We start from the raw sequence: 14344 nt of genomic DNA, 5'->3' as shown, positions 1-14344 counted from the left end.
CCTGCTGGTGACACCGGGCATCATGGACACGCCGATCCCCTATGCGATGGCGGGTCTGTTCTTCCTGTTCCCGATCATCTTCTTCTGCGTCCTGTTCTGGACCCGCTACAAGAACCGGCCGGACCGGCTCTACATCCTGCTCGGCATCACGCTGGTGGTCGGCGGCTGGATCTATGCAGGCTTGGTGTTTGACAAGGATCCGCTGCACATCGTGCATATCGATCCCAACCAGCTCAACATCTTCGTGGCGGTGGTGTTCGCCTCCAGCCCCGGCGTGTTCCGCATCGTGCGCGGGCTGACCATGGACATCAAGACGCGCGACTATGTGGCGGCGGCGCAGACGCGCGGTGAATCGCCCTGGTACATCATGCTGTGGGAGATCCTGCCCAATGCGCGCGGTCCGCTGATCGTCGATGCGTGCCTGCGCATCGGCTACACGACGATCCTGCTCGGAACGCTCGGCTATTTCGGCCTGGGCCTGGCGCCGGAAAGCCCCGACTGGGGCACCGCGATCAAGGACGCCAGCCGGCTGCTGCGTTCCTTCATCCACCCGGCGCTGCCGCCGACGATCGCCCTGATGTCGTTCGTGCTGGGCCTGAACCTTTTGGCGGACTCGCTGCGCGAACAGTCGATGAAGGATTGATGGCGAGGGCTCAGGCCCTACCTGCTGGAACAATTTAGGATTGGAGCGACCCATGAACGAGGCAGTTCGAGATCCGGCTCAACCCATCATCGAGATCGAGAATCTCTCGATCTCCTTCTTCACCCGCAAGGGCGAAATCCCGGCCGTGATGGATTTCTCCTGCACGGTGATGCCCGGCGAGGCGATGGGCATCGTCGGCGAATCCGGCTGCGGCAAGTCGACGGTGTCGCTCGGCATCATGCGCGACCTCTCCAACATCGGGAAGATCGTCGGCGGGCGCATCAAGTTCCAGGGCAGGGACATGGGCGAGATGTCCGACGAGGAGCTGCGCGCCATCCGCGGCAACAAGATCGCCATGATCTACCAGGAGCCGATGGCGAGCCTCAATCCGGCAATGAAGATCGGCCAGCAGCTGATGGAAGTGCCGCTGATCCACGACAAGGTGTCGAAGGACGAGGCCTACAACAGGGCCCTGGAGATGGTGCGGGCGGTGAAGCTGCCCGATCCGGAGCGTATGATGCGCTCCTATCCGCACCAGCTTTCCGGCGGCCAGCAGCAGCGCATCGTGATTGCCATGGCGCTGCTGTCGAAACCTGCGCTGCTCTTACTCGACGAGCCGACCACCGCGCTCGACGTCACCGTCGAGGCCGGCATCGTCGAGCTGGTCAAGGGGCTGGGCGAGAAGTTCGGCACCTCGATGATCTTCGTGTCGCACAATCTCGGCCTGATCCTCGAGACCTGCGACCGGATCACGGTGATGTATTCCGGCGAGGCGGTCGAGACCGGCAAGATCGAGGACGTGTTCGACCGGATGCGCCATCCCTATACGCAAGGGCTGTTCCGCTCGATCCCGCTGCCCGGCGCCGACAAGAACTCGCGGCCGCTGATCTCCATTCCCGGACAGTTGCCGCTGCCGCATGAGCGGCCGAAGGGCTGCAATTTCGGGCCGCGCTGCCACCATTTCGTCGAGGGCGTCTGCAACGCCGCGGAAATCCCGATGGTCCCGGTCGAGGGCCATGAGGGGCATTTCTCGCGCTGCGTGCGCTTCAACGAGATCGACTGGGAGGCGCTGCCGCCCGGCGCCAAGAAGGTCAACGAGAAGGTCGAGCCCGGCGCGCCGGTGCTGAAGATCCAGGACCTCAAGAAATACTACAAGGTCGGCGGCAGCGAGGTGTTCGGCTCCAGCGAAGGCCGCGTCGTCAAGGCCAATGAGACGATCTCGTTCACCGCGCGCGAATCCGAGACGGTGGCGATCGTCGGCGAGTCCGGCTGCGGAAAGTCGACCTTGGCCAAGGTGCTGCTCGGCCTCGAGACCGCAAGCTCCGGCACGGTGACCTTGGCCAACAAGGAGATCCAGTCGACGGGCATCGAGAACCGCGGCGTCGATACGGTCTCGTCGATCCAGATGGTGTTCCAGAACCCCTTCGACACGCTGAACCCCAGCCACACGGTCGGCTCACAGATCATCCGCACGCTGGAGAAGTTCAATGTCGGCAAGACGGTCGCCGAGCGACGCCAGCGCATGCTGGAACTGCTCGACCTGGTGAAGCTGCCCAGGGCCTTCGAGACCCGCAAGCCGCGCCAGCTGTCGGGCGGCCAGAAGCAGCGCATCGGCGTCGCGCGCGCCTTTGCCGGCGACGCCAAGGTGGTGGTGGCCGACGAGCCGGTCTCGGCGCTCGACGTCTCCGTGCAGGCAGCGGTGACCGAGCTGTTGATGGACATCCAGCGCAAGAACAAGACGACGATGCTGTTCATCAGCCACGATCTGTCGGTGGTGCGCTACATCGCCGACCGCGTCGTGGTCATGTATCTGGGCTACATCGTCGAGCAGGGCACGACCGACCAGATCTTCTCGCCGCCCTACCATCCCTATACCGAGGCGCTGCTGTCCGCGATTCCGATCGCCGACACCAGCGTCGTCAAGAAGCACATCGTGCTCGAAGGCGACATCCCGTCGGCCATGAACCCGCCGGCCGGCTGCCCGTTCCAGACGCGCTGCGGCTACAAGAAGCTGGTGCCGGACAATCTGTGCGAGACGAAGGTGCCGCCGGTGAAAAATCTCGGCGGCGGCCATACGAGCCTATGCTGGCTTTCGGATGACGTGCTCGCCAAGATGGAGCCGGTCATCAAGTTCGACAAGGAGCATGCCGCGCATGAGGGCGTGCCGGATGATGCGCCGCATGGCGTGGGGCCGGGCTTTGCCGGTGCGCCGCCGCAGCGTCCGGACGGCAAAAACGCCAGCGCGGAAGCCGATGCGATCGGAGAGGGCGTCGAGGAGAACGACGCTGTGCTCAAAGCTCGTCGCCACGAAGTGCGCGACGAGGATTCGGAAACCGGTGTCCCAAGGCCGAAGGACACGACAAGGCGGCACTAATCCGATACGGATGTCAGCTGCCGCATTGGCGTAGCTGCGCCTGATAGTCGCGCGCCATCTGGTCGGTGGCGCGCGCGTAGCTTTGAACGCCGGCGTCGCCGCGGTTGCCGCGGCCATAGGCGGTCCAGCCGAGATAATAGGCCAGATAGAGATTGTAGGTGTCGTTGCGCGCGACACCGAACGTGTCGGCGGTCTTGGAGTGGTACCAGCCGACGAAATCGATGGCGTCGGCGAAGCGTGTCCGGCGCGCCGCCCAGTTGCCGGTCTCGCTTTGATATTGCGACCAGGTGCCGTCGAGCGCCTGCGAATAGCCCGTGGCGCTCGAGACATGCGTCCACGGGATGAAGCCGAGCAGCTTTGTGCGCGGCGGGCGGGCATTGCTCTTGAAGCCGGATTCCTTACGCACCGTCGCCATCAACACGGGGACGGGAATGCCGTATTTCTGCTCGGTGCGCTCGGCGGCGGACTGCCAGTTGTCGAACCAGCCGTCATTCTGGTCGAAGACGGCGCAGACATTGTTGATGTGGCTGGGCGCGGTCGCGCAGGCCGATAGCGCCAGCAGCACGCAAACAGCGACAATTTTACTAAAACTCGACCTACGCATTGGAAGACGAATAGGCCGAAATCATAAAAGGAGTCTTGCGCGGTTCCTTAACGCTGACGCAGGAGGCGCGAAAAATCCAGTGTCGATATTCCGACCATCTGCGTCGCTATTCTCTTAGTCGATTTCCAAAAATGCCGCCTTGGCTAAAATCACGCCGGCAAATGGCGAATTCCTGACAGCTCGCCTGTGATGCCGGCGCTCTGATGCGCGCATGAGCGAACCAAGACGCAAGCGCGGCGCCGAGCGCACCAGCCACCGCGGGCCAGCCGCCATCCCGCAATTGCCGCTGCGGCGAGTGCAGAATCCCTATCCCCCGATGGCGCTGCTGTCGGCCGACCAGATCGAGGCGATCCACCAGGCGTCGATGCACATCCTGGAGAATTTCGGCATCGAGGTGATGAGCCCGCGGGCGCTGTCGCTGTTCGAGCGCGCCGGCGCCAAGGTCGATCACGGGTCGATGAATGTGCGCGTCGACCGCGGCATGGTCGAGGAAGCGCTGCGGTCGACGCGCAGCAGCTACACGCTTACCCCGCGCAATCCGGCTCGAGCCATCCATCTCGGCGGCAGCACCATCAACTTCACGCTGGTGGCCGGGCCGCCCAATGTGCACGACATGGAGCGCGGCCGCCGCGCCGGCAACATGCCCGACTACCAGGACCTTGTCCGCTTGGCGCAGCATTTCAACTGCATCCATATGCTCGGCAACCAGGTCTGCGCGCCGATCGAGCTGCCGGCGAACACAAGGCATATGGACACCTATTTCGCCAATTTGACGCTGACCGACAAATGTTTTCATGTCTCGGCGATCGGGCGGGGCAGGGCGCTGGACGGCATCGAGATGATGGCGATCGCGCGCGGGCTGACGCTGGATGAGATGGCGCATGACCCCGGCGTCACCACCATCATCTCGGTCAACTCGCCGCGTCGCTTCGACGAGATGATGGCGGAAGGGCTGATGACGATGGCCGAATACGGCCAGTCGGTTGCCGTCACCCCATTCACGCTGATGGGCGCGATGAGCCCGGTGACGCTGGCCGGCGCGCTGGCACAGCAGAATGCCGAGGCGCTGTTCGGCATCGTGCTGACGCAACTGGTGCGTCCCGGCGCGCCGGTGATGTATGGCGCCTTCACCTCCAATGTCGACATGAAGTCGGGCGCGCCGGCCTTCGGCACGCCGGAGAACACCAAGGCCAACATCGCCTCGGGGCAGTTGGCGCGGCGCTACAACTTACCCTATCGCACCACGCCGGGCTCGGCCTCCAACGCCGCCGATGCGCAGGGCGCCTATGAGACGATGATGGCGCTGTGGGGTGCGGTGCTCGGCCACGGCAATCTCGTCTATCATGCGGCCGGCTGGCAGGAGGGTGGACTGACGGCTTCGTTCGAAAAGCTCATCATCGACGTCGAGATGATCCAGCACATGATGGAATTCCTGCGGCCGATCGTTGTCGACGAGGCGGAGCTCGCCGTCGAGGCGCTGGGCGCGGTGCCGACCGGCGGCCATTTCTTCGGCGAACCGCACACGCTGGAGCGCTACGCCACCGCCTTCTACCAGCCGATGCTCTCCAACTGGCAGAATTACGAGGCCTGGCAGGAAGCCGGCGCGCTCGACACGACGGCGCGCGCGACCAGGCTGTGGAAGAAGGCGCTGGACGAATATGTCGAGCCGGCCCTGGATCCCGCCATGCGCGAAGCGCTCGAAGCCTATATGGCGCGCCGCAAGCAAGCGATCGGGCAAGGAGAGCCGTGAGGGAACGGCTTCCCATCCTCAATCATTTCAATCTCTCAACTCACTGAACCAACGAGAAGAACCCATGAAGTCGCATGCAAAGGTCGTGGTCATCGGCGGCGGTGTCGTCGGATGCTCGGTGCTGTTCCATCTCGCGCGCCATGGCTGGACCGATGTCGTGCTTCTAGAGCGCGACGAGCTGACTTCCGGCTCGACATGGCATGCGGCCGGCGGCATGCACACCATCAATGGCGATCCCAACGTCGCCAAGCTGCAGAAATACACGATCTCGCTCTACAAGGAGATCGAAGAGCTTTCGGGACAGGCGACCGGCGTGCACCTCACCGGCGGCGTGCTGCTGGCCGCGACCGAGGCGCGGCTCGACTGGCTGCGCGGGGTGGTGTCGAAGGGCCGCTATCTCGGCATCGATCTCGAGGTGATCTCGGCCAAGGAAGCGGCGGAATTGATGCCGCTCATCGATCCCAGCAAGTTCGTCGGCGCGGTGCGCAACAAGGAGGACGGTCATCTCGATCCGTCGGGGGTGACGCACGCCTATGCCAAGGCCGCTCGGAAACTGGGCGCCGAGGTCGAGCGCTTCACCAAGGTCGAGGACATCGTGCGCCGGCCCGACGGGTTGTGGCGCGTCATCACCAACAAGGGCGATGTCATCGCCGAGCATGTCGTCAATGCCGGCGGGCTCTGGGCGCGCGAGGTCGGCCGCATGGTCGGGCTGGAATTGCCGGTGCTGGCGATGGAGCATATGTACCTGATCACCGAGGATATGCCGGAGGTCGCCGACTGGAACAAGAAGACCGGCACCGAGATCATCCACGCGGTCGACTTCGACGGCGAGCTCTATCTGCGCCAGGAGCGCGGCGGCATGCTGATGGGCACTTACGAGAAGGCGAACAAGGTCTGGTCCGAATTCCAGACGCCGTGGAATTTCGGCCATGAGCTGCTGGAGCCGGACATCGACCGCATCGCGCCGTCGCTGGAAGTCGGCTTCCGCCATTTCCCGGCCTTCCAGAAGACCGGCATCAAGCAGATCATCAACGGCCCCTTCACCTTCGCGCCGGACGGCAATCCGCTGGTCGGTCCGGTGCGCGGCCTGCCGGGCTTCTGGGTCGCCTGCGGCGTCATGGCCGGCTTCAGCCAGGGCGGCGGCGTTGGGCTCGCGCTCTCCAACTGGATGATCGAGGGCGATCCGGGCGCCGATATCTGGGCGATGGATGTGGCGCGCTACGGCGACTGGGCGACGATGGCCTATACGAACGCAAAGGTGCGCGAGAATTATTCGCGCCGCTTCTCGATCCGCTTCCCCAATGAGGAACTGCCGGCCGGGCGTCCGCTGAAGACGACGCCTCTCTATGACACGCTTGCCGCCAGGGGCGCGCAATGGGGCGTATCCTACGGGCTCGAAGTGCCGCTCTGGTATGCGCCGGACGGCGTCAGGGACGAGTTTTCGTGGCGGCGCTCGACCGACTTCGAGCATGTCGCCAAGGAAGTCGCGGCGGTGCGCAACGGCGTCGGCCTGTCGGAGATCTCGAACTTCGCCAAATACAAGGTGACGGGCGATGGCGCGGCTGGATGGCTCGACCGCATCTTCGCTTGCAAGCTGCCCAAGCGCGGCCGCATGACGCTGGCGCCGATGCTGAAGGACGACGGCAGACTGATCGGCGATTTCACTTTGGCTAATGTCGACGCAGAGTGGTTCGTCGCCGGCTCAGGCATCGCCGAGCAGTATCACATGCGCTGGTTCGAGGCCCATCTGCCCAAGGATGGCTCGGTGCGGATCGAGGCGCTGGGCCAGAAACTCACCGGCCTTGCGATTGCCGGTCCGAAGGCGAGGGAAGTGCTCGCCAAGGTCACCCGCGCCGATGTTTCCAACAAGGCGTTCCCCTTCATGGCGGTGGCCAGGATGGACATCGGCATGGCGCCGTGCCTCGTCGGCCGGGTCAGCTACACAGGCGATCTCGGCTACGAGATCTGGGTGGCGCCCGAATACCAGCGCGCCGCCTACCAGGCGCTGCTGGCTGCGGGAGAGGAGTTCGGCATCGGCCTGTTCGGCTCGCGCGCGCTCAATGCGCTGAGGCTGGAAAAGAACTATGGCTCATGGGCGCGCGAATATCGGCCGATCTACGGGCCGGTCGAGGCTGGGCTCGACCGCTTCGTCGCCTATGGCAAGGACACCGATTTCATCGGCAAGGAAGCGGCGCTCGCCGAGCGCCGAGAGGGCGGTACGCTTCGGCTGCGCGCCTTCATCGTTGATGCCGTCGATGCCGATGTGATCGGCGACGAGGCGATCTGGCATGACGGTGTCGTGCGCGGCTGGGTCACGTCGGGCGGCTATGCGCATAATTCGAAGAAATCGGTCGCCATGGGTTATGTGCCGAAGGAAATTGCCGACAGACCTGACGGCTTCGAGATCGAGATCCTCGGCCAGCGTCACGCGGCGCGCATCCAGGCGGCGCCGCTGTTCGACGCCAATTTCGAGCGGATGCGCGGCTAGAGCGACTCCAGGAAAAGTGCGAAGCGGTTTTCCGTCCGGAATTGCGTCAAAACAAAAAGCCTCCTGGCGCGCATCCTGCCATCAGGCTCTGGCGCTGTCGCGATTGTCCAGCGCGAAGGCGCCCGAACCGGCAAAGAACAGATAGAGGAAGACGAAGCAGAACAGTATGGCTGCGTCGCCGCCATTGTTGGCCGGGAAGAAGTCACGCGGGAAGTGCGCCATGAAATAGGCGATGGCCATTTCGCCGGCCAGGAGGAACGCCACCGGGCGGGTGAAGAGACCGAGCGCCAAGAGGATGCCGCCGCCAAATTCGAGGATACCTGCAGCCGTCGTCAGGCCGGTGAGGGCGTGCGGCTGGGCGCTTACCGGGAAGTTGAACAGTTTTTGCGAGCCATGTTCGATGAACTGCAAGGCGGTCATGATGCGCAACACGCCCAGCGCTTGCGGGCGGAACTGAGCAAGGCTTTCGAAAAGCTTCATCCGAAACTCCATTTACCCCCGCTCGGGCCTTAGATTATCGCCCGGCAGTGGACCACTCACTTCCCTTGGCCAACCATCAACAATTGGTGAGGCGAAATGGTTTCAGTCCCATATTTCTTCTCGCGATGGTTGCATAAATATCTCTATGGTTGTATTAGAGGGGTGGTGGATCAAACCAAGCGAGTCTCCTTGATCATGAGAAAAGTCATCATCGGCCTCTTCGCAATCCTTGCAGGCACCAGCTTCGCCATGGCCGCCGATACCGGCTGCGAGACCTTCAAATGGCCGGTCGAGCGGGAGCAGGCGCTGTTTCCGGAGGCGCGCGCCGCGCAGTCCGGCGCTACCCTCACGGTCGGGCAAGCGGCGGATTTCTCGCTTGAGGCTGTGGATACCGTCAGCTTCGAAGTGCCGCCGGAGCGGGCACCGAAAGCCGGCACGTTCGGCGCGACAGCAAATGTTACGGTGCCGCCTGATGGCGAGCTGCAGCTCAGCCTGTCCGACGAGGCCTGGATCGATGTGGTGCAGGATGGCAAGACCGTGAAATCGGCAGCCTTCAGCGGCGTGAAGACCTGCCCTGGCATCCGCAAGAGCATTCGCTTCAAGCTCGCCGGCGGCACAGCGATCATCCAGCTCAGCGGCGCGAAGAAGGCCGATCTGAAGCTGGCGGTGCTGACGCCGGAGTGACTAATTTAAGAGAGTGGCGCCAGCCGGATAAGTCTTGCCTGTCCTTCGCAGCAATTGCGGAGGGTTGATCGCACCTCTCCCAAGAAGGAAGCGCAATCGCAGACGGCAGCGCTGCCCCCTCTCCGTCCGCTGCGCGGACACCTCTCCCCCATTTCATGGGGGCGAGGAAACGCTAACCGCGGATGTCGCGGCCTTGAAAGCTTGGGTTCCTCGCCCCCATGAAATGGGGGAGAGGTGGCTCGGCGAAGCCGAGACGGAGAGCGGGAGCGCCTTATGCGATTGCCCGCTCCGAGGGAGAGAGAATTCTACCGAACCGGTGCAAGCAGGGCGAAATGCGCGCCTTGCGGGTCCTGGCACTGGATGATCCATTGGCCGCTTGGCACGTCCATCGGCCCCATGATGACCTTGCCGCCATTGTCGGTGACGCGCTTGGCGGCGGCGTCGATGGCGTCGACGTTGAAATAGAACTGCCAGACGGAGACCGGGATCTGCGGCGGCTTGTTCATCATGCCGCCGCCGGATTCCGGACCGGCGCCGAAGGTTTTGTAGATGCCCATCTCGCCCATGTCGAACTCGCCGGCGCTCGTCCAACCGAACTGGGTGGAATAGAAATCGAAGGCGGCTTTCCAGTCCGACGTGTAGAGCTCATGCCAGCCGACATGACCGAGCGTGGTTGCCGGCACCGGCGGCTGGTCAGGCTGATTGGGCTGCAGGAACATGAAGGCCGCGCCCTGCGGGTCGGCGACGACCGCGAAGCGGCCGACGCCCGGAATATCGTCGGGCGCGCGGTGCACGGCGCCGCCGGCGTCCTTGAGCGCCTGGGTGGAGGCGTCGACATCCTTGGTGTAGATGTAGCCCAGCCAGGTTGGCGGCATGCCCCTCTTGGCGGGTTCTTCCGGCATGGTCATCAATCCGCCGACGCCCCGCACGGCGGAATTCACTACGATGTAGCGGGGCATGCCGGGGGCGTTGTCGAAGGGCTCGGCCTTCCAGCCGACCACGGCGCTGTAAAAGGCCTCCGCGGCGTCGAGGTCGGTGGTCATCAGTTCGTACCAGAAGAAAGGTTGCGGGGATTTCGGCATGGTCGGTCTCCTCACCGGTTCAGGCAGCGATCGCGGTTCGATCCATCCTAGGACGATCCTGGCGACAGAAATCCGACATGGGCCGAAAATCCCAGTCGGCAAGGCGCTTTGCTCCTGATCTTGCATAGCCCACTCTTTTCGACTTTGCTGCCGGCAAAGAGGGGTTTGCCTTCCATGCGCCAGATGTCGCTCACGCCCGAGCTTGTGGCTCTTTGTCATCGCGAGGAGATCGATCCCGGACCGAGCGGGGAGTGGACGCAGCTCAGCGATGACGATTTCGGCGCGCTCGCCACGCGTCTCGCCGGCGAAGCCGACGAGGGGCCGCTTTGGGTGTTCGCCTATGGCTCGCTGATCTGGAAACCGGCCTTCGAGTCGATCGAGCAGCAGCGCGCCTCGGCGCATGGCTGGCATCGCTCTTTCTGTCTCGACATGGTCCGCTGGCGAGGCAGCGCTGAGCAGCCGGGGCTGATGATGGCGCTTGAACGCGGTGGGCGCTGCGACGGAGTCATCTACCGCCTGCCGGATGGCGAAAAGCCGGCCCAGATCGAGAGGCTGCTGCGACGCGAGATCGACGACCACGAGAGCGTCGCCTCCGTCAGATGGGTTCCGGTGCGGACGGCGCAAGGTCGGGTGCGGGCGCTGGGCTTCTGGGTCGGCGTGACAGGCAGGGGGACGTCGCTCGGGCAGCCGCTGGAGAAGGTGGCTTGGGTGCTGGCGCGCGCGTGCGGCCATGTCGGCTCGGGTGCTGAATATCTCTACAACACCGTCAGCCATCTCGAGACCTTCGGCATCCATGACCGCAATCTGTGGCGGCTGCAGGAATTGGTGGCGGAGGAAATCCGGTCGATCCATGGCCACAGGGTGACAAATCCTGACGCTGCAGAGATCACTGAGGCGGCTATAACATGACTTCATTTGTCATGTTTTTACTCAACCATTTCAGCGGCTTGGCCGAAAATTGACCAATTGATAAAAAAATAAAACGTGCTAGCCTTCCCCAAAACGACAACAAGGGGAACTGGAATGGCGACTGGTCATTTCATCGAGGGCATTGCCGGCGGCCGGCTGTCTTCCGAGCAATATGCCGACAATTTTTCCGACCTGCACCCGCCGCTCGATCATCACGAGGCACTGGTCGAATCCGACCGCTGCTATTTCTGCTACGACGCGCCCTGCATGAATGCATGCCCGACGTCGATCGACATCCCGCTGTTCATTCGTCAGATCGCGACCGGCAATCCGTTGGGCTCGGCCAAGACGATCTTCGACCAGAATATCCTTGGCGGCATGTGCGCCCGCGTCTGCCCGACCGAGACGCTGTGCGAAGAGGTCTGCGTGCGCGAGGCGGCCGAAGGCAAGCCGGTGCAGATCGGCCGGCTGCAGCGTTACGCCACCGATGTCGCAATGAGCGAGGGCAAGCAGTTCTACAAGCGCGCCGAGCCGACCGGGAAAAGCATCGCCGTGGTCGGCGCCGGTCCGGCCGGGCTGGCGGCGGCGCATCGGCTTGCCCGCCATGGCCATGAGGTGACGATCCTGGAGGCGCGGCCGAAGGCCGGCGGCCTCAACGAATATGGCATCGCCGCCTATAAGAGCGTCGACGATTTCGCCCAGGCCGAGGTCGACTATGTCACCGCGATCGGCGGCATCGACATCCAGAACGGCAAGGCGCTCGGCCGCGACTTCCAACTGGCCGACCTGATGCGCAACTATGATGCGGTGTTCCTCGGCATGGGGCTCGGCGGCGTCAATGCGCTACGTGCCGAGGGCGAAGACGCCGACGGCGTTACCAATGCGGTCGAGTTCATCGCCGAACTGCGCCAGGCAAGCGACCTCTCCAGCCTGCCGGTCGGCCGGCGCGTCGTCGTCATCGGCGGCGGCATGACGGCGGTCGATGCCGCGGTGCAGTCGAAGCTGCTCGGCGCCGAAGAGGTGACGATCTGCTACCGGCGCGGCCAGGAGCATATGAACGCTTCGGAGTTCGAGCAGGATCTGGCCGCCGCCAACGGCGTCACCATCCGCCACTGGCTGCAGCCCAAGCGCGTCATTGCCGAGAACGGCAAGGTCTCGGCCATCGAACTCGAATACACCGCTATGAGCGGCGACAAGCTTGTCGGCACCGGTGAACGGCTCACGCTCGTCGCCGACCAGGTGTTCAAGGCGATCGGCCAGAGTTTTGTGCCGGCGCATCTCAACGGCAGCGCGGAGGCGATCGAGCTCGAAGGCGGCCGCATCAAGGTCGATGCCGAAGGCCGCACCTCGCTGGCGAAAGTCTGGGCCGGCGGCGACTGTATCTTCGGCGGCGACGATTTGACCGTATCGGCGGTGGCGCAAGGGCGCGACGCGGCCGAGAGCATCCACCGGGCACTGACCTCTAACGGGAGGGCATGAGCATGGCAGACATCCGCAACAATTTCATCGGCATCAAGTCGCCCAATCCGTTCTGGCTGGCGTCTGCGCCGCCGACCGACAAGGCCTACAATGTCGAGCGCGCCTTCAAGGCGGGCTGGGGCGGCGTGGTGTGGAAGACGCTCGGCGAAGAAGGTCCGCCGGTCGTCAATGTCAATGGTCCGCGCTATGGCGCGATCTGGGGCGCCGACCGCCGGCTGCTGGGCTTGAACAATATCGAGCTGATCACCGACCGCGACCTGCAGACCAATCTGCGCGAGATGAAGCAGGTGAAGATGAATTGGCCGGACCGGGCGCTGATCGCCTCGATCATGGTGCCTTGCGTCGAGGAAAGCTGGAAGGCGATCCTGCCGCTGGTCGAGGAGACCGGCGCCGACGGCATCGAGCTCAATTTCGGCTGCCCGCACGGCATGAGCGAGCGCGGCATGGGCTCGGCGGTCGGCCAGGTGCCGGAATATATCGAGATGGTGGTGCGCTGGTGCAAGCAGTACACGCGCATGCCCGTCATCACCAAGCTGACGCCCAACATCACCGACATCCGCAAGCCCGCGCGGGCAGCGCATGCCGGCGGAACGGATGCCGTGTCGCTGATCAACACGATCAACTCGATCACCGGCGTCGATCTCGACAGTTTCGCGCCGCAGCCGACCATTGACGGCAAGGGCTCGCATGGCGGCTATTGCGGCCCGGCGGTGAAGCCAATCGCCATGAACATGGTGGCCGAGATCGCGCGCGATCCGGAGACGCGCGGCCTGCCGATCTCCGGCATCGGCGGCATCACCACCTGGCGCGACGCCGCCGAATTCATGGCGCTCGGCGCCGGCAATGTGCAGGTCTGCACGGCGGCGATGACCTACGGCTTCAAGATCGTGCAGGAGATGATCGCCGGCCTGGAGAACTGGATGGATGAGAAGGGCCACGCGTCGCTCTCCGACATCATCGGCCGCGCCACGCCCAACGTCACCGACTGGCAGTATCTCAACCTCAACTATGTCGCCAAGGCGCATATCGACCAGGACGCCTGCATCAAATGCGGCCGCTGCCATATCGCCTGCGAGGACACCTCGCACCAGGCGATCACCAACATGGTGGATGGTGTGAGGCATTTCGAGGTTATCGAGGCCGAATGCGTCGGCTGCAATCTGTGCGTCAATGTCTGCCCGGTCGAAGGCTGCATCACAATGGAGCCGTTGGCGGCCGGCGTCGTGGACCAGCGCACCGGTAAGCCGGTGTCGCCGATCTACGCCAACTGGACGACGCACCCGAACAATCCGATGGCCAAGGTAGCGGCGGAATAAGCTCGGGTTCCTCGCCTCACGACAGTGGGGAGAGGTGGCCCGGCGAAGCCGGGACGGAGAGGGGCCTTCGGGGCGGCTGGACACCGCCGAGGCCCTTGATTGCCTTTTCCCTGCGCCTCGTCCTTGTCCGGTTTTGGCCTCGCAGAAGGTGTCCCCCTCTCCGTCCCGGCTTCGCCGGGCCACCTCTCCCCCGCCTTGCGGGGTGCGAGGAACCCAGGTTCTGCGAAGCGCCCATTCTCTCACTCTGTTATTGCGAATAGGCGGGCAATTTGCATCTTCATATTGCAGATAAGAATTATCCACGATAAAATATATCCATGAATTGGAGATCGGTATCATGAAACTGGGCGATAGCGTTGAGGCGGCCATCCACTGCGCGGCGACGCTTGCCGGCGTGGACGGCAACAGCACCATGCCGGGCGCGGCGCTGGCGGAGTGTTTCGGGCTGTCGCCGAGCTATCTGTTGAAGCATCTCAACCAGCTCACGGCGGCGCGCATCCTGGAATCGGTGCCGGGGCCGGCGGGCGGTTACCTG

General features: G+C 63.8%; 12 protein-coding genes. 9 read left to right on the top strand and 3 right to left on the bottom strand.

What is annotated here, in order from left to right; all coding sequences use genetic code 11:
• Both EOA23_RS22940 and EOA23_RS22935 read left to right on the top strand, forming a co-directional pair.
• Positions 1 to 643 (top strand): ABC transporter permease (locus EOA23_RS22940; RefSeq protein WP_145966462.1); only part of this gene is annotated, 643 nt, incomplete at its 5' end.
• A 52-nt stretch (positions 644 to 695) separates the two neighbouring features.
• Entirely contained in the window at positions 696 to 3017 is a 2322-nt protein-coding gene (locus EOA23_RS22935; RefSeq protein WP_127305830.1) for an ABC transporter ATP-binding protein, read from the top strand.
• 13 nt (positions 3018 to 3030) lie between these two features.
• Here the strand turns inward: EOA23_RS22935 and EOA23_RS22930 are convergent, their stop codons facing one another.
• Positions 3031 to 3621, bottom strand: coding sequence for a transglycosylase SLT domain-containing protein (locus EOA23_RS22930; RefSeq protein WP_127305829.1), 591 nt, complete (start codon positions 3619 to 3621; stop codon positions 3031 to 3033).
• Between the two features lie 211 nt (positions 3622 to 3832).
• Between EOA23_RS22930 and EOA23_RS22925 the strand changes: the two genes are divergently transcribed.
• On the top strand, positions 3833 to 5371 hold the full coding sequence (locus tag EOA23_RS22925; protein ID WP_127305828.1) for a trimethylamine methyltransferase family protein: 1539 nt from the start codon (positions 3833 to 3835) through the stop codon (positions 5369 to 5371).
• 64 nt (positions 5372 to 5435) lie between these two features.
• A complete protein-coding gene (locus EOA23_RS22920; protein ID WP_127305827.1) occupies positions 5436 to 7859 on the top strand; it encodes an FAD-dependent oxidoreductase in 2424 nt (807 codons plus the stop codon).
• 81 nt (positions 7860 to 7940) lie between these two features.
• Here EOA23_RS22920 and EOA23_RS22915 read toward each other — a convergent pair whose 3' ends face one another.
• Complete coding sequence (locus EOA23_RS22915) at positions 7941 to 8339, bottom strand: DoxX family protein (RefSeq protein WP_127305826.1); 399 nt, start codon at positions 8337 to 8339, stop codon at positions 7941 to 7943.
• A gap of 195 nt (positions 8340 to 8534) precedes the next feature.
• Between EOA23_RS22915 and EOA23_RS22910 the strand changes: the two genes are divergently transcribed.
• The gene (locus EOA23_RS22910; protein WP_127305825.1) at positions 8535 to 9023 is read left to right on the top strand and encodes a hypothetical protein; all 489 of its coding nucleotides are present in this window, start codon (positions 8535 to 8537) and stop codon (positions 9021 to 9023) included.
• 305 nt (positions 9024 to 9328) lie between these two features.
• Here the strand turns inward: EOA23_RS22910 and EOA23_RS22905 are convergent, their stop codons facing one another.
• Positions 9329 to 10105, bottom strand: a complete 777-nt coding sequence (locus EOA23_RS22905) for a VOC family protein (protein WP_127305824.1) — start codon at positions 10103 to 10105, stop codon at positions 9329 to 9331.
• Positions 10106 to 10279: 174 nt separating this feature from the next.
• Here EOA23_RS22905 and EOA23_RS22900 point away from each other — a divergent pair, with 174 nt between their 5' ends.
• From EOA23_RS22900 to EOA23_RS22885, 4 genes are all read left to right on the top strand, one after another.
• On the top strand, positions 10280 to 11014 hold the full coding sequence (locus EOA23_RS22900; RefSeq protein WP_127305823.1) for a gamma-glutamylcyclotransferase: 735 nt from the start codon (positions 10280 to 10282) through the stop codon (positions 11012 to 11014).
• Between the two features lie 114 nt (positions 11015 to 11128).
• Complete coding sequence (locus EOA23_RS22895; RefSeq protein ID WP_127305822.1) at positions 11129 to 12493, top strand: NAD(P)-dependent oxidoreductase; 1365 nt, start codon at positions 11129 to 11131, stop codon at positions 12491 to 12493.
• Positions 12494 to 12495: 2 nt separating this feature from the next.
• A complete protein-coding gene (gene preA / locus EOA23_RS22890; RefSeq protein WP_127305821.1) occupies positions 12496 to 13809 on the top strand; it encodes an NAD-dependent dihydropyrimidine dehydrogenase subunit PreA in 1314 nt (437 codons plus the stop codon).
• Positions 13810 to 14146: 337 nt separating this feature from the next.
• On the top strand, positions 14147 to 14344 hold a 198-nt coding region (locus EOA23_RS22885; RefSeq protein ID WP_145966461.1), incomplete at its 3' end, for an Rrf2 family transcriptional regulator.

It is taken from the genome of Mesorhizobium sp. M2A.F.Ca.ET.042.01.1.1, from assembly GCF_003997405.1.
In the GTDB taxonomy this organism is placed as follows: Bacteria; Pseudomonadota; Alphaproteobacteria; order Rhizobiales; family Rhizobiaceae; genus Mesorhizobium.
This window is presented reverse-complemented; position numbering and strand designations above follow the sequence as displayed.